Source organism: Saccharopolyspora antiqui, assembly GCF_052246905.1.
In the GTDB taxonomy this organism is placed as follows: domain Bacteria; phylum Actinomycetota; class Actinomycetes; order Mycobacteriales; family Pseudonocardiaceae; genus Saccharopolyspora.
Genome location: NZ_JBQQBO010000047.1, coordinates 1 through 18,806 on the forward strand (window position 1 = coordinate 1; position 18,806 = coordinate 18,806).

22 protein-coding genes are annotated in these 18,806 nt (G+C 67.7%); 7 read left to right on the forward strand and 15 right to left on the reverse strand.

The genetic code is table 11. The annotated features are described in order from the left end of the window. Positions 1-347: 347 nt before the first annotated feature. Entirely contained in the window at positions 348-1,274 is a 927-nt protein-coding gene (locus ACTWQN_RS37540) for an AraC family transcriptional regulator (RefSeq protein WP_443208460.1), read from the reverse strand. Between the two features lie 474 nt (positions 1,275-1,748). Between ACTWQN_RS37540 and ACTWQN_RS37545 the strand changes: the two genes are divergently transcribed. Then, on the forward strand, positions 1,749-2,150 hold the full coding sequence (locus ACTWQN_RS37545) for a peptidase inhibitor family I36 protein (protein ID WP_443208440.1): 402 nt from the start codon (positions 1,749-1,751) through the stop codon (positions 2,148-2,150). Positions 2,151-2,274: 124 nt separating this feature from the next. Beyond that, positions 2,275-2,706, forward strand: coding sequence for a hypothetical protein (locus ACTWQN_RS37550; RefSeq protein ID WP_443208441.1), 432 nt, complete (start codon positions 2,275-2,277; stop codon positions 2,704-2,706). A gap of 551 nt (positions 2,707-3,257) precedes the next feature. Here the strand turns inward: ACTWQN_RS37550 and ACTWQN_RS37555 are convergent. From ACTWQN_RS37555 to ACTWQN_RS37575, 5 genes are all read right to left on the reverse strand, one after another. Then, positions 3,258-4,466 (reverse strand): DUF4158 domain-containing protein, encoded by a 1,209-nt coding sequence (locus tag ACTWQN_RS37555; protein ID WP_443208442.1) that lies wholly within the window; start codon positions 4,464-4,466, stop codon positions 3,258-3,260. Beyond that, entirely contained in the window at positions 4,406-4,564 is a 159-nt protein-coding gene (locus ACTWQN_RS37560; protein ID WP_443208461.1) for a hypothetical protein, read from the reverse strand. Before ACTWQN_RS37560 ends, ACTWQN_RS37555 begins: the two co-directional genes overlap by 61 nt. A gap of 136 nt (positions 4,565-4,700) precedes the next feature. Next, positions 4,701-5,120: a Tn3 family transposase gene (locus tag ACTWQN_RS37565; protein WP_443208443.1), complete on the reverse strand. Its 420-nt coding sequence runs from the start codon at positions 5,118-5,120 to the stop codon at positions 4,701-4,703. 131 nt (positions 5,121-5,251) lie between these two features. Beyond that, a complete protein-coding gene (locus ACTWQN_RS37570) occupies positions 5,252-6,118 on the reverse strand; it encodes a hypothetical protein (protein ID WP_443208444.1) in 867 nt (288 codons plus the stop codon). Between the two features lie 9 nt (positions 6,119-6,127). After that, positions 6,128-6,409 carry a hypothetical protein gene (locus tag ACTWQN_RS37575; RefSeq protein ID WP_443208445.1) on the reverse strand — a complete coding sequence of 94 codons (282 nt, stop codon included), beginning with the start codon at positions 6,407-6,409 and terminating at the stop codon, positions 6,128-6,130. A gap of 66 nt (positions 6,410-6,475) precedes the next feature. Here ACTWQN_RS37575 and ACTWQN_RS37580 point away from each other — a divergent pair, with 66 nt between their 5' ends. Beyond that, on the forward strand, positions 6,476-6,601 hold the full coding sequence (locus ACTWQN_RS37580; protein ID WP_443208446.1) for a hypothetical protein: 126 nt from the start codon (positions 6,476-6,478) through the stop codon (positions 6,599-6,601). Positions 6,602-6,759: 158 nt separating this feature from the next. Here ACTWQN_RS37580 and ACTWQN_RS37585 read toward each other — a convergent pair whose 3' ends face one another. Continuing rightward, positions 6,760-7,602 (reverse strand): helix-turn-helix transcriptional regulator, encoded by an 843-nt coding sequence (locus ACTWQN_RS37585; protein ID WP_443208447.1) that lies wholly within the window; start codon positions 7,600-7,602, stop codon positions 6,760-6,762. A gap of 246 nt (positions 7,603-7,848) precedes the next feature. Between ACTWQN_RS37585 and ACTWQN_RS37590 the strand changes: the two genes are divergently transcribed. Then, on the forward strand, positions 7,849-8,853 hold the full coding sequence (locus ACTWQN_RS37590; RefSeq protein ID WP_443208448.1) for an aldo/keto reductase: 1,005 nt from the start codon (positions 7,849-7,851) through the stop codon (positions 8,851-8,853). A gap of 444 nt (positions 8,854-9,297) precedes the next feature. Continuing rightward, entirely contained in the window at positions 9,298-9,897 is a 600-nt protein-coding gene (locus tag ACTWQN_RS37595; protein ID WP_443208449.1) for an MBL fold metallo-hydrolase, read from the forward strand. Between the two features lie 169 nt (positions 9,898-10,066). Here ACTWQN_RS37595 and ACTWQN_RS37600 read toward each other — a convergent pair whose 3' ends face one another. Both ACTWQN_RS37600 and ACTWQN_RS37605 read right to left on the reverse strand, forming a co-directional pair. Beyond that, positions 10,067-10,921 carry an NmrA/HSCARG family protein gene (locus ACTWQN_RS37600; protein ID WP_443208450.1) on the reverse strand — a complete coding sequence of 285 codons (855 nt, stop codon included), beginning with the start codon at positions 10,919-10,921 and terminating at the stop codon, positions 10,067-10,069. A gap of 76 nt (positions 10,922-10,997) precedes the next feature. Next, positions 10,998-12,230, reverse strand: coding sequence for an MFS transporter (locus ACTWQN_RS37605; RefSeq protein ID WP_443208451.1), 1,233 nt, complete (start codon positions 12,228-12,230; stop codon positions 10,998-11,000). Positions 12,231-12,309: 79 nt separating this feature from the next. On the opposite strand from ACTWQN_RS37605, the gene ACTWQN_RS37610 reads away from it, so the two are divergent. Continuing rightward, positions 12,310-13,233: a LysR family transcriptional regulator gene (locus ACTWQN_RS37610; RefSeq protein WP_443208452.1), complete on the forward strand. Its 924-nt coding sequence runs from the start codon at positions 12,310-12,312 to the stop codon at positions 13,231-13,233. 179 nt (positions 13,234-13,412) lie between these two features. Here the strand turns inward: ACTWQN_RS37610 and ACTWQN_RS37615 are convergent, their stop codons facing one another. The 6 genes from ACTWQN_RS37615 to ACTWQN_RS37640 all read right to left on the reverse strand — a co-directional run bounded on the left by ACTWQN_RS37615 (position 13,413) and on the right by ACTWQN_RS37640 (position 18,378). Continuing rightward, the gene (locus ACTWQN_RS37615) at positions 13,413-13,964 is read right to left on the reverse strand and encodes an AAA family ATPase (protein ID WP_443208453.1); all 552 of its coding nucleotides are present in this window, start codon (positions 13,962-13,964) and stop codon (positions 13,413-13,415) included. Between the two features lie 151 nt (positions 13,965-14,115). Next, positions 14,116-15,201, reverse strand: a complete 1,086-nt coding sequence (locus ACTWQN_RS37620) for a threonine aldolase family protein (RefSeq protein WP_443208454.1) — start codon at positions 15,199-15,201, stop codon at positions 14,116-14,118. Positions 15,202-15,247: 46 nt separating this feature from the next. Continuing rightward, the gene (locus tag ACTWQN_RS37625; RefSeq protein WP_443208455.1) at positions 15,248-16,384 is read right to left on the reverse strand and encodes a glycosyltransferase family 9 protein; all 1,137 of its coding nucleotides are present in this window, start codon (positions 16,382-16,384) and stop codon (positions 15,248-15,250) included. Between the two features lie 43 nt (positions 16,385-16,427). Then, positions 16,428-17,177, reverse strand: a complete 750-nt coding sequence (locus ACTWQN_RS37630; protein ID WP_443208456.1) for an SDR family oxidoreductase — start codon at positions 17,175-17,177, stop codon at positions 16,428-16,430. A 114-nt stretch (positions 17,178-17,291) separates the two neighbouring features. Further along, complete coding sequence (locus ACTWQN_RS37635; protein ID WP_443208457.1) at positions 17,292-17,495, reverse strand: DUF397 domain-containing protein; 204 nt, start codon at positions 17,493-17,495, stop codon at positions 17,292-17,294. Positions 17,496-17,514: 19 nt separating this feature from the next. Further along, complete coding sequence (locus ACTWQN_RS37640; RefSeq protein ID WP_443208458.1) at positions 17,515-18,378, reverse strand: helix-turn-helix domain-containing protein; 864 nt, start codon at positions 18,376-18,378, stop codon at positions 17,515-17,517. Positions 18,379-18,508: 130 nt separating this feature from the next. On the opposite strand from ACTWQN_RS37640, the gene ACTWQN_RS37645 reads away from it, so the two are divergent. After that, positions 18,509-18,778: a hypothetical protein gene (locus tag ACTWQN_RS37645; RefSeq protein ID WP_443208459.1), complete on the forward strand. Its 270-nt coding sequence runs from the start codon at positions 18,509-18,511 to the stop codon at positions 18,776-18,778. The last annotated feature ends 28 nt before the right edge of the window (positions 18,779-18,806 follow it).

The window sequence follows — 18,806 nt, forward strand, 5'->3', positions numbered from 1 at the left end:
CCAACCGCCTCGTCGGCATCCTGCACGGCTGCCTCAAAACCCGCACCCCCTACAACGAGACCACCGCCTGGTCGCATCGCGTCGAGAAAGCCGCCGCTTGACATTCAAACTCCTGGGATGTCTTTCATGATCGCTAGCGCGCCGCCTGTACGACAAAGGGGGCTGATCATGTTGTTGGACACCCTGACTTTGCAACATGTTTTTCCGACACTGCGGAGCCGGTTCGGAGCTTGGCCAGCGGCCTGATAGTGATCATGTTGAGAAAGGTTCCTTTCTCGAACACTCGGCCTCCGCCCGAGCCTGCCCCAGGATGGGCCGGACTTTGCTACGGGTTTCGAGGAACACGCTTAAGCGCTGGTTTTCGCCCCGCTGTTCCTCGACACACTTGGCCTTGTTGGTTGGGTGTGGAGTTTCTGTTGGCGGTAGTCGCGGGGTGGGGTGCCGTAGGCGGTGCGGAACGCGCGGGTGAAGTCGGTGTGGCACGTGAATCCCCAGCGTGCGGCGATCTCGTGCACAGGCATGGCATGTAGGGCGAGGTCGTTGCGGGCTCGTTCCAGGCGTTGGTGGCGGACCCAGGCCATTACCGGGATGCCGTCGTCCTGGAACAGCCGGTGCAGGTAGCTGGTCGAGATGTGGTGGGCGGCGGCGATCGTGTCGCGGGTCAGCTGCGGGTCGTGCAGGTGTTGCCGGATGAACTGCTGGATGCGCAGGGCCAGAGTTCGTCGGCGGGTTTCCGGCGGCAGGCCGCGGTCGTCCTCCTCCATGACGTGGGCGAACAGCGCCGAGACCAGGTCGCCGAGGATCGCGCCGAGGCGAGAATCGTCGGTGGGCCGGTACACGCTGGTGTCGGTAGTCAGGTGCAGCAGGGCTCCCGCCAGTAGCGCGCCGATTCCGTTGCGCGCGGACACCGGACGCCCGATCAACCGGTCGGCCCGGCCTCGGGGCAGCGTCACCTGCTTCTTGGGGATCTCGATCCCTACACATGAGATCGGCCCGTGCGTGCTTCTCACCCGCAGTTCGAACGGCTGAGACGAGTCGTCGGCGTGCAGTTCGTACTTGCCGTAGTTCGCCTCCTGCCTACCCCAGCTGCGTTGCATCGCGCCGCTGAGCAGAAGGCCGACCCTGTAGGTCTCCGGATCGGACTGGCTGATCAGCGTCGCGGTCCGTTGGAAGACCATCGGCTGGAACGTCATCGTCCACACCCGCACGGCGTCGAAGTGCAAATTACGCTGGTACACCGCGAAACCCGCGGTACGGTCACGGCTCACACACATGGGCGTCGGAACCTGGGACAACCGTTCCCGCCAACGCTCGAACCGCTGCGCCTCGGGCAGATCCTCGCTCCGAAAGACCGTCTCGATCATTGATTCTCCCCCAGAACCGTCGACGGCATCCCAGCAATGCCGCCTGCCCGTCAAAACCTTGGCAGATGGTGAATCCGGCCCGGTGCCCCCAAGATCAGAAATCCCTAAACAGAGCAAACAAGGCATTCCGGGTTGCGGGTCGGTAGAGACAGCGCCGGGCGGCTGTGGACTCCTGGTCAAGGAACTGTGCACTCGCTGCCTAACCGTTGCGGTGCAAATCCTGGAATGCTCAGTCGTGATCAGCATGAGAAGCCGGTCGGGGTACGAACCGAACGACTTTGACCGGCGCTGGGGCAGCTTGAGTTTTGCGCCGGACTTGGTGCCAACGTAAGAAGGGAAGATGTTGTGCGAGCACGTCGAACAGTAGCTGCTATTGGGGGCCTCATGGCAGCCGCTGCGTTCACTGCGGCCCAGCAGGCAGTTACGGACAACACCACAAGTGGCGTGGCGCTAGCTGCTGCTGCCGTCAGTCCCGCAGCGCAAGCCGACAATCCAGCCTGCCCGGCGGACCGGGTCTGCCTGTTCGAACACGACGACTTCCTTGGGGGGCGAGCGGTATTCGATGACGACGACTCGGATCTCCGCGACAATAACTGGGAGGGCACCACGCGTCCCGTCCATAACGGCGCTAGCTCAATGATCAACAACAAGGGTGTCTCTGCCTCGCTCCGGTCCGACGCCGCCCAATGCAGCGGCGACAGCTATACGGCGCTCGCGGACAGTGAAGATCGAGACTTCAGCAACAACGTCTTCGACAACGAGGCCAGCTGCATCCAAATCAACTAGCACGCGCGCGTGTGCGTGTGCGCGCAACCGTTTCGGCTCGAAGGGGAACCGGATCACGCCTGGCCAAGGTTCCGGCACACGTGGCGATCACGAAAAGCATCTGGGGGACACAGTGAGCACAAGGATGAAGCGGATCTTGGGCGGACTGGCCATGGCGGCCTCCGCGATGGTCTTCACCTCGGCGGTGACTGCGCCGGCCGCGCACGCCGGACCACCCGACGACTGGTCGTCTTTAACGGCCCACCCCGAGGGAACCTCTAGTGGGTGGCAGGGGGGCTACGGCCAGTTCAACGCCGACGGCGACTGGTTCCGGGTCCAGGATCTGGACTTTGACGGGTACGGCGTCGTGCTCCGGTTCGAAACCGACTACGGCCGACTCGGCGACTGCATCAATACCCAGGGCTCGGGCAAGATGCAGTACTGCAACTTCAACCTCCGGGAGACCGGCCAGGTCCACTTCTGGGTCTGTATGCGCGACGCGGGCTCCCCCGTCTACTTGGCCTGCGGACAGAAGAGCCCCTGGGTCGAGATCGACAGCGGCACCATCCACTGGTAACACCGCCCCGCGCCCACACTGGCCTTCCGGTAGCAGGCGCGCAGGTCTTTCGCCCCTGATGCCCCGCATCGGCGGGAAGAGTCGCCCCATTCACCGAGGTTGGGCCGGTACGCCCGGTGCGGCCGTGCAGGTGCAGCGGCCAACCACGCTCGTCGAGGCCGAGCACATGACCGCGGTCCTGGGGCCTGCGATGCTCTGCGAGGAACCCGAGCCGCTGGCCAAGGCGGCATGGATGGCCCACAAGGCCATCTACGCCATCGGCCAGCTACTCAACCCGAACCGACAGAATCGGACGAGCAGGCCGGTGGCGGTGACCGAGCTGGTTGGCTGGACACCATCGTCGACTGCACCGATCACAGACGCCACGCTGAACCTGCTGTTGCCCAACGGCATGACCAGCGTGCACGTCACGCTCTCCAACGCCGCCAGCCGCGATCCGGAGCCCGAAGGTTGGACGACTTGGTCCAGCGACAGCCCGCTCCCGCTCGCCCCGGTCGATGAGGCCCGTCACCTGGAGATTCACGCGCTGCTCATGGGCCTCAGCGAGGTCATCACCCAGGCACTGCAACCCCGACCTCGTGGAAGAGCGCTGACCACAACGGCTTCCAGCACCAAAAAGGAACTGCGCTGGGCCGCACCGATCTATGGTGTGGGCCAGTTGCATGTCCTGGCGGAGCTAAGCGGCCGATCTCAATCTGGTTGGCGCAGTGGCCGGTACCCGATACGCGCGTACTTGGCCTCCACCGGGACTCGTAGCTGATCAGGGTGTTGTGGTGGGGAACAGCGCACCAGGAACGAGGTCCAGGCGGGTGTTCGGGCTCGATGTCCGGCTCGGGTGGCACGACGGCTTCCCGTACTACCGACAGCACGTCGCCGAACATGCCCAGCAGACGCTCGGATTCGGCCCGGTGCGTATCGTGCAGTTCCTCCAGGTGCTCGCGGGCCTTCTTGTGGATGACGGCCATGCGCTTGCAGAACATGGTCACCACCTCGTCCCGCGCCGTCGTGCGGCAGACGTGGATCAGGCTGGCGATCAGCGTCCACTGCTTGTCGGCGCCGACCTTGCGCAGGTCCGCCAGATCGGTCACCCGGGCCTCACCAGCAAAATGCGCGATCTTGCCCGGCGGAACATCCCGCAACCACTCCTCGGTCGCGCCCAGGTCGTCGAGCTCCTGGAGATACGCGAGGCGGGCCTTGAACTTGCCCAGTGTCGCCGCCTTCGCCGGATCCTTCAGGCGGTCGAACCCGCTGCGGCGCGTCGTCGGATCCATCACCAGCAGTCGCTGCTGTAACCGTGCCCGATCAGCCAGGCTCATCCGGCCCGCGACCCTCGCGAACAACCCCGTGTTGACCTCGGTGCGGATCGACGCGGCCAGCGTGTCCAACGTGCTGTAGCCCGGCAGCTCGCACCGCTGATGGACCAGCTCCTCCAGCGCCACGTTGATCAGGTCCGCCGGATTGTCCTTGGTCTGCACCGCTTTCCGGATCGCCTGCTCGCCGACGGTACGCACCCGAGCGGGCTCGTACACCACGCCCACGAACTCGCGGACGAGCTGGCGGTGCCACTTCGCAGTCCGAGCCGACTCGTGCTGTGCGAACGGGACATCCTCGGCGAGATCCAGCACCCGACGGACGTGCTCGACGACCACGTCCGGAACGTCGGCGAGCTTCGGGAAATAGCCGAGTCGTTGGTACGACTTCAGCCACACGATACCAAGGCCAGGAGGTGCTGCTCGGTTTGGGTCCGGCCACGCGCCCACGCGATCTCATCCATCGTCGGTTTGAACGCCTCGGCCAGCTCCCGCGCCGACACCACCCGCTTGAACCGCGGATACGCGGTCCGATCGATCGACGCCACCCAAGACTCCGGGAATGATCAACAACCTGGACCCGGGCACCCTAGCGAGCCCGCAACACGACCGGGCTACCGGGATCTACCAGCGCCTATCCCGGGACATTGCCCCTTTCCGCCGTATTCCGGCGGTCCCCCTCGTTCAGGGGTAGCGGGGGCGGGACACGGCGGCGGGCCCCAGGTCGAGCCGCTTGTCCATGTTCAGGCGGAAAGTGCCGTACGGGTTGACATTGGACCAGAACAGCGCGGTCAGGCCGCGCCGGTCCTCCTCGCTCAGCCGCGATGCCCAGGCCGGTTCGGCCAGGACTTGCTGAATCAGCAGGGTGTTGACGTGGACAAGCGCGGACTGGAGCAGGTGCAGGGCGAGCATCGAGGTCTCGGCGTGCTCCTTGTCCGGGCCGGCCAGAGCACCGTCCTTGCCGTGCTGCAGCACGGTATTCGCGCTGTTCCAGTTCTCCACGAACTGGAGCCCGCCGTGGATCTCCCGGCGCAGGCCGGGGCTGGCCAAATAGTCGCAGGCGAAGACCGTGCGGACCGCGCGCCCGAGCTCTGCGAGTATCATGCCCATGATGCGGGAGAAGGGCCTCTCTCGGACGAGCAGATCGGCGCGATCACCGTGGCGAACCCGGTACGCGCCCTGAAAATCACCTGACCTGCCGCGCTCAGCGTGGCCCGGCGAGGTCACCAGCGGCGTCAGTCCTCATTGGACGGAGTGAGGCGGTGGCGGACCACCGGCCCACCGGGCAACGGTTCCTTGCGCTTTTCGATGAAGGCACCTTCGTCCAGGTTGCGGGTGATCACCCGACTCAGGACGGCGAGCGCGTGCTGCACTTCCAAGTGGTCCAGTCCGTCGATCTCACCGGCGAGCAGCGGGCTGTCGCCGCTGATGGTCGTCCATCCCCGCTCGTCGCGATCCAACCGGACGGTGAGCGACCCTCCGATCGGCAGCGCGACGACCACATCGACGCGCTCCGCCGACGCGTGCCTGCCGCGATGCAGCATCGCGCGGTGAATGTAGTCCGTGTGCGCCGCGAGCTGGTCGGGCTGCTGGCTCGCCGCCAGCTCCCGCTGGGCGTGGTGGGTGATCGCGGCGCCCTCGCCCGCCAAGCCGGGCAACAGTTCCTCCCGCGTCCAGCCTGGCCCCTGGTCGGTGGGCGGATCCAGGACGTCGGCCACCAGCCCCAAGGTCCGGCCCGCACTGGTGGTGACTCGCGTGAGGGGGTCGTTGGGGTCGCGACTGAATGCCGGGCGGGCCACCGCATCGACCAGGTGCGCGAGCGGGCGCACGGACTCCGCCGTCAGCTGGTCGCGCGGGATCTCCGTCGTGCCGATCGGATCCTGCGCGCGAGCCGATGTGTCGATGCTGCGGGCTTTGAGGTCGGCGTAGATGGTGTCGCGCGAAACCCGCGCCAGTCGGGCGAGTTCCGCGACGTTGCGCGAGCCGCTGCGCCACGCGGCGGCGACGAGGTCGGCGCGCTCCTCGGCGAGGCGTTCTCGGCGGTCGGCCCAGCCGATGAGAGCGGAGAGGGCTGCGATGCGTTCGTGTTCTCGGTCAGGCATGACATCAGTCTATGTCGATTCATTCGACATGTCGAGTGAATCGACACTCTGAGAGCGGCTCGGTGTGCGCCGTCGGCGTTCAATGCGGTGCGCCGTGGTGGGCTCGCCGCGGCGCACCTCCTCGGCCACGTTGGCCGGGTCCAGCTTGAAGATCGCCACCACCTGGTAACGATTCCTTTCGCATGAAGGGACAGCGGGGATCCTCGTGGTCTGCGAAATGCGGCCCGGCCCGAACGATCCTGGGCCGGGCCGCATTTCGCTTGCCGACCAGCTCGACATGCTGGCGAACATGCCGGGCTCGTACCCCCCGGAAGCCGCGGTGATGAGCAGGAACGGATCCGCGCCAGCCTCCCCAAGGTGACCGCCCGCAACCCGAACATCAAAATCCACGCGAGGGTCGCCAGCAACCACGGTGCGATCCTGCGCAAGGACTTCCGCGCCGTCGCCGAGGCCGTACGCGAGGTCGCCGCCCTCGACCGCTGAAGGCGCGGAAGGCGCGGAAGGCACTGACCAGCGGACTGACGATCAGCCAGGCAGCGGTCTTCGCCGCTGTCACGGTGAAGACCGCACGGCGCCACGCGACATCGACGACCGGCCGTCGGGCCCAAGCGGTATCGCTGCTGCGGACCCGGCGGAGCGGTTCAGCCACTGGTCAGATCCTGGAGGCCGACCACGCGCAGCAGTTCCAGCCGCTCGTAGGACCTGCTGCCCGGACGGGCGGTGTAGACGATCAGCCGCTGATCGTGCTCCGGGTTCAGCAGTACCTCGCAGTCCAGCTCCAGTAGGCCGACGACCGGGTGCAGGAAGCGTTTGATGTCGGCGCGGCGCACGGCGACGTGGTGGGCGTCCCACAGCGCCGAGAACTCCTCGCTGCGGGCGCGGAGCCCGCGTACGAGCTCTGCCAGCCGCGCGTCGTCCGGGCGGCGGGCGAATGTGGCGCGCAGATCCGCCACTGCTGCGCGGGCGGCACGGTCACGGTCCTCGGCCGGGAAGAGTTCCCGCGCGGAGGGGTCCGTGAAGTAGCGCCAGGCGACGTTGTGCTCCGCCTCGGGGCGGGCGGACGCGTCACCGTGGAGCGCCTTGGCCATCGCGTTCTGCGCGAGGATGTCGCCGCAGTCGCTCACCACCTGGGCGGGAGTGTCGGTCAGCCGATCGAGGACGAGAAGCAGGCCGGGGCGGACGTGCTCCGTGGTCGGCCGGTTGCGTGGGGGCTCCTCACCGGCCAGATGGAAGAGGTGGTCCCGTTCGTCGCCGGTCAGCCGCAACGCGCGGGCGACAGCGGCGAGCATCTGGCGGGACGGGCGTGAGCCCCTGGCTTGCTCCAGCCGCGTGTAGTGGTCGGTGGACATGCCTGCCAGCTGCGCCACCTCCTCGCGGCGCAGTCCCGGGGTGCGGCGCCGCGCGCCCTGCGACAGCCCCACATCGGCAGGGGCAAGTCGGGTACGGCAGTGGCGCAGGAAGTCGGCCAGTTCGGTTCTGTCCACACCTCCACCATTCCCCGGGACGCCGGACGCAGCCAGGGACTGACCGTCCCCGGATAAGGACGTCTCTCCCGCCGACGCCCGCACCACCGCACGCTGGAAACCGGCTCGGCGGACCGACGGCGCCCCGCAGGTGCGACGAGACGAGCACCGGAGAGGGGTCGCGTGCCACATGCGGCATCCGCCTTCCGGGGATTTGTCGCGGTTGCAGACCATTTGGTTCTTTTTGCGGAGAAAGGAAGATTTCGCATGCAGTACCGCACGCTCGGCCGGACCGGTATCAAGGTCAGCCCCCATGCGCTCGGCGCATTGATGTTCGCCACGTCCGTCGGCAACCCCGACCACGACGACTCGGCCCGCATCATCCACAAAGCGCTGGACGCGGGAATCAACCTCATCGACACCGCCGACGCCTACCGCGACTCCGAAGAGGTCGTCGGCAAGGCGCTCAAGGGGCGACGGGACAACGTCGTCCTCGCGACCAAGGTGAGCCGCCCGATGAGTGACGACCCCAATCAACAGGGCGCCTCGCGGCGCTGGATCGTGACCGCAGTTGAGAACTCGCTGCGCCGCCTGCAGACCGACCACATTGACCTGTACCAGATCCACCGGCCGGACCCCACCACGGACATCGAGGAGACGCTTTCCGCGCTCTCCGACCTGATCCACAGCGGGAAAGTCCGTGCGATCGGGACGTCCTCGATGCCAGCGTCCGACATCATCGAAGCCCAGTGGGTCGCCGAGCGGCGCGGTCTGGAACGGTTCCACACCGAGCAGCCGCCCTACTCGCTGCTCAACCGCGGCATCGAACGCGAGGTGCTACCGGTCGCGCAGCGCTATGGGGTGGGCACGCTGGTGTGGGGCCCGCTCGGGCAGGGACTGCTCACGGGGCGCGTCCGCAAGGGCCAGCAGAACGAACTCCGCCGCGCCAGCTTCGTCAAGCACCTCAACGACGAGCGCCGTCTCGACGCCGTCGAGCAATTCATCTCGCTCGCCGAGGAAGCGGGCTTGCCGCTGACCCACCTCGCCATGGCGTTCGCGATCGCTCATCCCGGCGTGACCAGCGCGATCGTCGGACCGCGCACGATGAGCCACCTCGACGACCTTCTCGCTGGCATCGACGTGGCACTCACCGACGACATCCTCGACCGGATCGACGAGATCGTCCCGCCAGGCACCGACGTCGGCACGCTCGACCAGGCATACGTGCCGCGAGCCATCCAGCAGCCGAGCCTCCGCAGACGCCGCCGTTGATGCCGTTCCCGTCACCGGTCGTGCGGCCGTCGACGAAGTGGTACTTCCCCGGCTGCGAGACCTTTTCGCTGATCGCGTCACCGGTGTTGAACTCCCAGCCGAAGAGACCGCCGTAGTAGTCGCGCAGCACGTCCGGAGCAGTCCCGATGATCTCAAAATGCACTACGGGCTGGCCCATGCGCAGTCCTCTCCTCCGTCGTCGTCGGGTACCCCTGGACGGGTCCCTCACCCCAAGGTCGGAGCCGATGGCCGAGGATCGACATCCCGGCGGTGGAGACGTGGCCGAGGCGCTCGGCGGCACTCGATCATCACCGGTGGCCGTTCGCGCGCCTCCACCGGTCCTGACCTGCCGTCACATCCCGATCGTGGGCTTCTCGCACGTCGGTCGGCGGTGGGCTCGGGCGTGGCGGTCGGCACCGCTTCCGTTCGGTTACCTTCGGTGCGGTGGTGGAGCTGACGTTGTTGGGCGTGGGCGCGATGAACTCGCCCCGGTACCGCCCGGCCGGGCTGGCAGTGTGCTGGGCCGGGCACCGGGTGGTCATCGACGGTGGCGGAACCGCCGCCGAAGGCGAACCGGTCGACGCCTGGTTGGTCTGCGACGAACGCGCCGAGCTCATGCCCTCGATCCGACGCCGCAGCCGAGCACTCGGGATAGCTGCTGGTGCGGTCGAGTACCAGGCCGGTGGGGTTCGGCTGCGCCCGTTGCCCGTCGCGCACACCTCGCACCCCACCTACGGCTACCTCATCGACCACCGCGGTCACCACGCGGTGTGGGCGCCGGAATTCTGGACCTTTCCCGACTGGGCCGCCGAGGCGGAGCTGATGTTCGCCGACGCGGCGGGGTGGGACCGGCCGATCCGCTTCGCCGGGGGCGTCGGCGGCCACGCCGCCACCGTGGATACGGCAGAACGCGCCGCCCGGGCCGGTGTCGGTCGGCTCGTGTTCGCCCACATCGGGCGCCCATCGATCCGCGCGATCGATCGTGGCCAGCACCCGCCGTTCGGCGAGTGGGGAGTAGAAGGCCGAACCTACCGGCTGCGCTGACCGGCGATAAGCCGATGACCCCGGCCGCTCCAGCACCGAACGCGGCCACATCACCGGGCTTGCAGGAACAGCCAGCCGAACGTTCCAGTCGCAGACCGAGGCCCAGGCCGAACAACACATCGCGGCCGCGCGGGCTCGACTGCGGCATCGGTGAACGGCGTCCGATCTCCTACCGGTTCTTTCTCCACCACGCCTCGAAGGTCAGCAGCTCCGGGTACCGCTCGCGGAGCGCGACGATATCGGCGCGGTACCCCTTCTCGTTGAACCAGGCGAACATGTTCGCCGCCTCCTCGGCATCGGCCCGCAGCTCCTCGATCGGCAGCCGCTCGAAGCGAGTCGGGATGCCGTCGACCTTGGTGAACACCTCGGCGACCTGCCGCACGGTCAGCTCATCTCCGGCGATCTCGACCTTCTTGCCGATGAACTCGGCCGGTTCGTCGAACGCGTCCGCTGCGATCCGGCCGATGTCGACCAGCGCGATCATCTGCAGCGACGTGTCCGCGTCCAGCGCGACCGAGCCGACCCGCGCACCGTTGTCCGCCTCCGGCACCATGTACGACCAGTTCTCCATGAAAAACACCGGGCGCAGCACCGTCGCGGGCACCCCGATGCCATCGATGTGCGCCTCGATCTCCGCCTTGGTTTCGAAATGCCCGACGCCGGACTTGCGCTCGGCGCCGCCAACGGAGCTGTAGACCAGGTGCGCGACGCCCGCGGTTTTCGCCGCGTCGGCGACGTTCTTGCCCTGCCGCACCTCGACTTCGGGCTGTGGGTCGGCCAAGTCGGCGGGCTGCACGCTGAAGACGCCGTGCACGCCCTGCGCTGCCGCGCGCAGCGACTCCGGGTCGTCGAGGTCGCCGGCGACCAGCTCCACGCCGAGCGCCTCGACGTCCTTTGCCCCCTGCTTGTCCGGGTCGCGGACGAGGGCGCGCACCACCCAGCCGTCGTTGAGCAGGCTGCGGGCAACGGCGCCGCCCTGGCCACCAGTCGCGCCCGTGACCAGGATGGTCTTCTTGTTCGACACTGCGAGATCCTTCCAACGATGTCATGGCCAAGCCCTTTCCGAGGGCGGTGAGCCGATCAGGAGTTCGCCCCGCGACTCAGCTCCCTCGGCGTTCCAGCACCCACAGGACGAAGGTCCCGCAGGCCAGCACGCCGCCCAGGACGCTCACCGCGGCCCAGCCGCCACGCACCCACACCACCGCGCCCAGCGCGGAGCCCGCGGCACCGCCGGCGAAGTAGGCCGTCGTCAACGCGGAGTTGAGCCGATTGCGGATCTCCGGGCGTAGCGCGTAGATGACGTTCTGGTTGCTGTTGAGCACCGCCTGGTTCGCCATGTTGAGGACGACCACCCCGCCGAGGAGACACCCGAGCGAGCTCCCGCCCGCGCCGATCAGCAACCAGGCCGCGGTCAGCGCGGCAGTGCCGATCCCGGTGACCCATTGCACGTAGCCGTGGTCGGCCAGTCGGCCAGCCACCGTCGTTGTCACCGTGCCCACCGCACCCACCAGCCCGAACAGCCCGATGGCCGCCTCGGACCAGCCGTACTGCGGGCCGGCGAGCAGGAAGGTCAGCGCCGTCCACATCACGCTGAACGATGCGAACGCCAAAGCGGCGAGGCTGGCCCGCCACCGCAACACGGGCTCGTGGCGGAACAGCGCGATCGTTGAGCGCAGCAGCGCCGGGTACGACAGCCCGATCGGGGTGTGCAGGGGCGGTAGGAAGCGCCACAGCAGCACTGCCACCGCGGCGATCAGGATCGCGCTCACCCAGTAGACCGTTCGCCAGCCGCCGAGTTCGGCTAGCCCTCCCGAGACCGCACGGGACAGCAGTGCACCCAGCATCAGGCCGGTCATCACCGTGCTGATCACCCGACCGCGCTGCCCCGGTGCCGCCAGCGTGGCGGCGTAGGGCACCACGACCTGGGCCGCCACCGAGGTGAACGCGGTGAGCACGGTTCCGGCCAGCAGCAGGGCTCCGTTGGGTGCGGTCGCCGAGACCAGCAGGAACACCGCGGTGGCCGCGTAAAGCATGACGGCGAGCCTGCGGCGTTCCACCAGGTCGCCGAGCGGCACGAGCAGCATGAGACCCAGCCCGTAACCGACCTGTGCGGCCGTCGCGATCATTGCGGCCATCGTGGTGCTGAGCCGCAGCTCGCGGCCGAGCAGGTCCAGTAGTGGCTGGGCGAAGTAGTTGTTCGCTACCGAGAGTCCCGTGGCGGCGGCCATCAGGAGCAGCAGCCCGCGGTTCAGCGAAGCGCCGCCGTCTGGCGCCTCGGTGGTCTTGTGGTGCCCCGTACTACGCGGGGTGTCCGTCCCGGCTGCGTCCGTCATGCCCCTAGCCTCGGGGACTCGGGATCAATGAGTCCAATGCATGTTTGTCAAGCCAGCGATCGTGATTCAAGATGTATTCGTGGAGCTACAGCAGATTCGCTATGTCGTCGCGGTGGCGGAGACGGCGAACTTCACCCGTGCCGCGGAGCGTTGCCTGGTCGTCCAGTCCGCATTGAGCCACCAGATCGCCAGACTGGAACGAGAGCTGGGCGCCCGGCTCTTCGACCGCACCAGCCGCCGGGTCGAGCTGACCCCAGCTGGCGAAGCGTTCTTGCCCGCCGCCCGGCAGGCTCTCGACGCCGCCGAACGGGCTCGCGCCGAGGTGGCAGCGGCATCCGGGGAGCTTCGCGGTCGGCTCGCCATCGGCACCATTCCCACCGTCACGGCAGTCGACCTGCCGAGTGTGCTGAAGAGCTTTCACGTGTGCCATCCGCAGGTGCGGATCACGCTTCGTGTGGGGTCGAGCGACGAGCTGGCCGCACAGGTCCGGCAGGGCACCCTGGACCTCGCGTTCCTCGGGCTGCCGCCGAACGTTCAGCCGAAGGGCGTCCGGGGGCGCGCCTTGGCGCGGGGTGAGCTGGTCGCGGTGATGGCGCCCGGCCACCCGCTGGCCGACGAGGCCGACGTGGATCTGCACCGGCTGTCGAACGAAGTGTTCGTCGACTTTCCCGCTGGTTCGGCCGCACGCGCTCAGTCGGACGAGGCGTTCGCCGCTGCGGGGGTCAGCCGTGAGGTCGCCTTCGAGATTACGAACGCGGACCTCTTGGCGCGGATGGTCCGGCTGGGCCTGGGTATCGGCATGATGCCCGCCGCCTTTGTGCCCCAACTCTCCGACGTGCACGTCGTCGAGCTCCGTGACCCACCCACCCGGGTGGAGCACCTGATCTGGAGCCGACTGCGACCCTCACCGGCCGCCGCCGCGTTCCTGGACGCCCTGGACATGCGGGCAGATCGGGTATCCGAGGGCCAGCGGCCGCACGATCACACGGCTCCCGAGAAGTAGCCGAGGCGATCAGCTCATCCGACTCCCATTCCGCACGCGCCCAGGCCCTCGCACACCAAGATCAATCTCATCGGTCACCGATTCGGTCACGGCTCGGGTGCTGCGCGGACGGCCACTGCGGCTGGATCAAGCGGGTCGTGGTACCCGCCGTTCGGCGAGTGGGGAGCAGAAGGCCGAACCTACCGGCTGCGCTGATCGGCCAACTCGTCGAGCACGAAACCCACCCGCTCCTCGACCGGGCCGCGCGGCAGCCGCACCAGTTCGTAGCCGTAGTCGGCGTAGGCGGTGGCCACGTGCTGGCAGGTGCGCTCGGCTTCGGCGGCGGACTGCGTGCGTTCGCTGTCCTGGTCGTAGATCTCCGGCCAGAACGGGGCGAGCAGCACGCGGGCGCGATACCGGAACGCTTTCGCGGCGGTGTGCACGTGCTCGGGCACCGGGAGGCCGTTGAGCCGGAGGTAGCCGATGATGTCGGGCAGTCCGCGATCGAAGATCACCGTGCCGGTCTCCTCGCATGCCTGGTGGTAGGAGCGCAGCTCCCAGCTCAGCATGAGCTCGGCGAACAGCTCCGGGTCGGCCCAGGGCAGCGCGCGACCACCGATGGCGATCTGGTCGGTGATCACACCGCGGCCCGCCTCGGCGGAGCGGGCGAACCCGGCCGCCGCGAGCCGGTCGATCAGCGTCGTTTTGCCCGCCCCCGGGCCACCGGTGATGACCACGAACCGCTGCGACATCAATCGACCTCCAAGGGCATGCGCTATCCACAGTGGATAGTTCAGGTGTTTGGTCGCGGCTCGGTACCGCGCGAACGGCCACTGCGGCTGGATCGGGCGGGTCGCAACACCTCGCTGCCGGTCAGGGCCTGCGCACGATGCTACTCGTGGCCTACGTGCTGCGGTGTTGTCGCGCCCGGCGGGCCAGTTCGGCGATGGCGTCGCGGACATCAGGGACCGGCAGGTGCATGGCGTCCGCGCCGATGGTCACCTCGAAGCGGCTGCGGTCGGGATGCGTCGTGGTCCGCGAGCGCCGGTAGAGCCGCATGCCGCCTTCCTCGACCAACTGCGCGTGCGCGGTGTCCAGTGCCTCGCGCGGTGCGTCGATGTGCACGTGGAACAGCGGAGTCTGCGGTACGCGCGGAACAGTGTCGACCCCGGGCACCTCCGCGAGGACTGCGGCGAGCTCGCGGGCGCGCGTCCAGTACTCGCGCATCCGGGGCAGGTTGGCGTCGATTCCGGCCTCGGCCGAGGCCGCCAGGGGCCAGGCGTGGTACAGCTGCCCGCCGAGCCGTGCCCGCCACTCCCGGGCGTGCTCGATCAACGCCGCGGGACCGGCGAGCATCGCGCCGCCGAGGCCGCCCAGGCTCTTGTACAGCGACACGTAGACGGTGTCGAACAGCGCCGCGATCTCGGCGTGACTGCGGTCGTAATACGGTTGGGCCTCCCAGATGCGGGCGCCGTCGAGATGGGCGGCGATGCCGCCTTCCCGGGCCCACGCGGTCTGCGCCACCAGGCTGTCCCAGTCGGGCAGCAGACCACCGAGATCGCGTTGGGGCAGCTCCCAGAGCACCGCGGCCAGCGGTTCCCGCACGGCCTGCAGATCGTCGAGCGTCAGCAGTCGGTCGTGGTCGCCGAGCTGCTTGCCGATCAGCTGGTGCACCACCGCGTAACCCTTGCGCTCGTGCACTTCGATGTGGGCGAGCGGGTGGAAACCGATGACCCGGCTCGTCCGGGTGTCGGCGTGCAGGCGCAGCGCGACCTGTGAGGACATCGCACCGGTCGGCATGAACACCGCCGCTTCCTTGCCGAGCAAGGTGGCCATCCGCTCCTCGATGCGCTGCACCGCGCCACCGCGACCGTAGTCATCGGGCAGCTCGTCCTCGTCGACGCGGGAAAGCAGGGTCCGGAGTCGCGCAGCGGGCAGCCGCAGCCGCGGATCGTGCAGTGCCAGTGATCGGATCGACGCATCGCTCATGCGAGAACCCTATGCGGTGTCGTCGTTTTCCCGGATCGTGGCGCTGTCACGGCAGGTAGGAGGTCAGCAGGTCGTCGATCGAGTACATCAGCTCGGTGCGCCCCTGGAAGAGCACGTGCACGCGGTTGGCGTGCTCGCGCATCGCGGTGTCGAAGTCGGCTTCGCCACCGAGCAGCCAAGCGGCACCGTCGATGAGCTCGGCCAGGTCGGCGTCGATGCGCCCCGCGGACATGCTGGGGGAGCGCGGGCCGTCGTCATCAACCGGTTCAGGGGTATTGCCCAGCAGCACGTAGCAGGGGAAGCGCGCCAGGTCCGGCAGCACCGAGTAGAACGGCACACCGGGATTGAAGTAGTACTCCGCCCAGTCGTTCCCGGCCAGCGCCAGCCACGGGGTGCCCACCGCCAGCGCGGCGAAGGCGAATCCGGTGTGCGGCGACAGCAGCAGGTCGCAGCGCCGCATCGCGGCCAACTGCCGATCCAGCGGCACGTCCAGCGCCCACACCACATCGGGGACGGTCGCGGCCAGCGCGTCGAATTCCGCGCGGGTGAAACCGGTGCTGGTACGGCCGTCGTCGGCGAGTTTGCCGGTGAGGCACACCCGCGCTTTCGGCCACCGGGCCGCAATGGCACCGAGGATCCGCTGCCACGAAGCCAATGACGGGTAGCGCCAGCGTTCGGCGCTGCCGCCGGGCAGGACCGCGATGGTCGGGGCGTCGTGTGGCGGCAGCAGGTCGTCTGCCCAGCTGTGCGCCGAATCCGGCAACTCCAGGCGAAGCGGGTTGCGCGGCCGGTAGGACGGCTCGGGCGCGCCGACCCGGGTGTGGCCACCAGTGGTGCGGAAGTGCTCGGCGGACAGTTCGTAGTAGCGCTGCAGGCCGGGGAAGAAGTCGTGCTGCCACTTCTGGTGCCCACGAGGATCGTCGACGACCCAGTCCCAGTCCGCCGGGATGTGCGCGAGTGCCTCTGCGGTCGGCGGCCGGAACACATCGATGTCCACTGTGTACACTTCGTCGACCGCGCCGCACCAGGTGGCCAATTCCGCTGGGGTGGCGGAGTTGAGCACTACGCCGATACGGCGATCGGGGTCCGCGCAGCGATACCCCAGGCAGTACTGCAGCGCCTCCACCGCATGCCCGACGGGATGGCAGTAGACGAAGTTGACCAGCACGGATTCACGCCCCATGTCCTGAGCCTACGAACGCGGGCCACCGGTTTTCCCGTCTCGACTACAGGCCGCCTGCCACGCGCAGCACGGCGCCGCTGGTGTAGGCCGACTCCGGTCCGAGCAGCCACCCGATCGCCGGGGCGATCTCCTCGGGCTCCCCGGCGCGGCCGAGCGGGACGCGGGCCACCGCCGTCTCGATGCGCTGCGGCGCCCCCGCTCCGGCGTGGATGTCGGTGCGCACCAGGCCGGGGGCCACCGCGTTGACCCGCACACCGTCCTCGGCGAGCTCCTTGGCCAACCCCACCGTCATCGCATCCACCGCCGCCTTGGCGCCCGCGTAGTGGACGTATTCGTGCGGTGAACCGAGTGTCGCCGCGCTGGAGGAGACGTTGACGATGGCGCCGCCGCGCCCGCCACGGCGGGTGGACATGACCTGCGCGGCCCGCCGCGCGCACAGCACCGTGCCGAGGAAGTTCACGTCGATGACCTGCCGGATCACCTCGACCGGCGTGTCGGCCAGGTCACCGATGTGCGCGGTCAGCCCGGCGTTGTTGACCAGTCCGGTGACCGGTCCCAATTGTGCTGCGGTGTCGGCGAAAAGCCGGTCGACGTCGTCCTCACGGCTGACATCGACACGCACCAGCACGCACCGGGCACCGTGTGCGCTGGCCTCAGCCGCGACCTTCTCGGCGCCACTGCCGTTTTCGCGATAGCCGAGCGCGAGATCGTGACCAGCGCGCGCCAGCCACCGCGCGGTCGCCGCACCGATGCCGCGACTGGCACCGGTGATGATCGTGATAGGACGGTTCACCCGCCGATCATCACACACGCGCGGTCGACGAGTACCCGCGCGGCGGGGGCACTCGACGTCACAGTTCCGCGAGGTCAATCCGGTGACTTCGAAAACCCCACCTTGCCGGGATGGTCAGTGCCGGTCGAAGGTGCCGGTCGTGATCGTGCCAAGAAAGCGGGACCAAGTGGCGCGGTCGAACACCAGCATCCCACCCTCCGGATCCTTGGAATCCCGAGCCGCAATGGCACCCGCCGGGAACGCCACCTCGACACATGTACCGTTATCCCCGCTGTAGCTGCTCTTTCGCCACGTCGCAGTATCTAAGCGGGTCAACATGGCAGCTCCTGTGGTTTTGTTATGTCTTCAGGATGCGTTTGATCAGCATGATCGACTGTTGCGGACTGAGCGCGACACGCTGCAAACTATCGATCGCCATGTTATAGGAGTCAACCTGATCCATGTCCTGAACGTAGACAGCACCGTCGTGCAGTTCGCTGTACGCGATCGAGCGGACGTCTTCGAAGTCGAGAACGATGAACTGACCGGTATGTGCCGAGTGAAACCCGTCTTCGGGGCGGACAATCTGGATCGTGATGTTAGGTCGTTTCGCCATGTCGACCAAGTGTTGAAGCTGGTTGCGTTGTAGCTCGTCGTCTCCGACTCGCAGGCGCAGTGCGGCCTCGGCGATGACGGCATGCAGATGCAACGGCGGTTCTGCGTCGCTCAGTCGCCGGGTTCGGGCCATGCGGAAGCTGACGAAGCGTTCGCCGTGGTCTTGGCGCACTCGTGGGGTGCTGGCCGTCGTCGCCCTGGCGTATTCCTCGGTCTGGAGCAGGCCGGGGATGATGATCGGTTCGAAGACGAACTCCCGTTCCGCCAAGCCTTCCAGTCCTACGAAAGTTTTCAGCCAGTCCGGCACCACGTGCGCCCATGGTCCCCACCAGGTGGCTTGATCAGCCCGACCGGTGAGCGTGGTCAGCCGGTCCACGTCGTGTTGCTCGGCTCCGTAGGTTTTGAGCAGCAATGCGATGTCGTCCGGGGCTTGTTGCTGGCGGCCGGTTTCCATGTGGCCGATCTTCGCCTTCGACATGCCGGTGTGGCTGCTCGCGACGGCCAGCGACATGCCCGATTCGTTGCGGTAGCGGGCAAGTTCCACACCGATGAGCCATCGCAGCGGCGATGGGTCACTCCGAACGATCATCTGAGCCTCCTTGGTCACGGACATCATCCATCATGTCCCTCTCCGTGACTTTCACTCGATCAGTTAGTTACGCCATGAGACGTCTACCGATACGGTTGGCGAGTACTGTCCACATGCGACCGGGAGGTTGGCGCTGGGGGAGAATTTGTTGGCAAGACGGGACAATTGGACGTTCACGGACTGGATGAACGAGTTGGTGCGGGTGTCCGAGCCCAGGACATTCGCGCTGGTTGAGGAGATCGAGGACCGATTCGGCCGGGACGGCGAGCTGATCGCCTGGGGTATGCAGTTCGACGATCACGCTGAGCTGGTCGGCGCGGACGGCTGCATGCGTGGCACGTTCGCCTCGGCGCAAAGCGCCGTCGATCTGTTCTCCCAGACCGCGAAGATCCACCTCATCTGGCACTCGCCCGCTTGAGTGGGTCGTGAGTGCGAAAGCCGCCTCC

Excerpts from the sequence above, each read along its gene's own strand:
- ACTWQN_RS37540 (WP_443208460.1), bottom strand. The coding sequence starts at position 1,274 with ATGTGTGTGAGCCGTGACCGTACCGCGGGTTTCGCGGTGTACCAGCGT.
- ACTWQN_RS37615 (WP_443208453.1), bottom strand. The coding sequence starts at position 13,964 with ATGTCGCAGCGGTTCGTGGTCATCACCGGTGGCCCGGGGGCGGGCAAA.
- ACTWQN_RS37575 (WP_443208445.1), bottom strand. The coding sequence starts at position 6,409 with ATGTTCGCCAGCATGTCGAGCTGGTCGGCAAGCGAAATGCGGCCCGGC.
- ACTWQN_RS37605 (WP_443208451.1), bottom strand. The coding sequence starts at position 12,230 with ATGACGGACGCAGCCGGGACGGACACCCCGCGTAGTACGGGGCACCAC.
- ACTWQN_RS37545 (WP_443208440.1), top strand. The coding sequence starts at position 1,749 with ATGGCAGCCGCTGCGTTCACTGCGGCCCAGCAGGCAGTTACGGACAAC.
- ACTWQN_RS37550 (WP_443208441.1), top strand. The coding sequence starts at position 2,275 with ATGAAGCGGATCTTGGGCGGACTGGCCATGGCGGCCTCCGCGATGGTC.
- ACTWQN_RS37590 (WP_443208448.1), top strand. The coding sequence starts at position 7,849 with ATGCAGTACCGCACGCTCGGCCGGACCGGTATCAAGGTCAGCCCCCAT.
- ACTWQN_RS37570 (WP_443208444.1), bottom strand. The coding sequence starts at position 6,118 with ATGCCTGACCGAGAACACGAACGCATCGCAGCCCTCTCCGCTCTCATC.
- ACTWQN_RS37625 (WP_443208455.1), bottom strand. The coding sequence starts at position 16,384 with ATGGGGCGTGAATCCGTGCTGGTCAACTTCGTCTACTGCCATCCCGTC.
- ACTWQN_RS37635 (WP_443208457.1), bottom strand. The coding sequence starts at position 17,495 with ATGTTGACCCGCTTAGATACTGCGACGTGGCGAAAGAGCAGCTACAGC.
- ACTWQN_RS37620 (WP_443208454.1), bottom strand. The coding sequence starts at position 15,201 with ATGAGCGATGCGTCGATCCGATCACTGGCACTGCACGATCCGCGGCTG.
- ACTWQN_RS37565 (WP_443208443.1), bottom strand. The coding sequence starts at position 5,120 with ATGATACTCGCAGAGCTCGGGCGCGCGGTCCGCACGGTCTTCGCCTGC.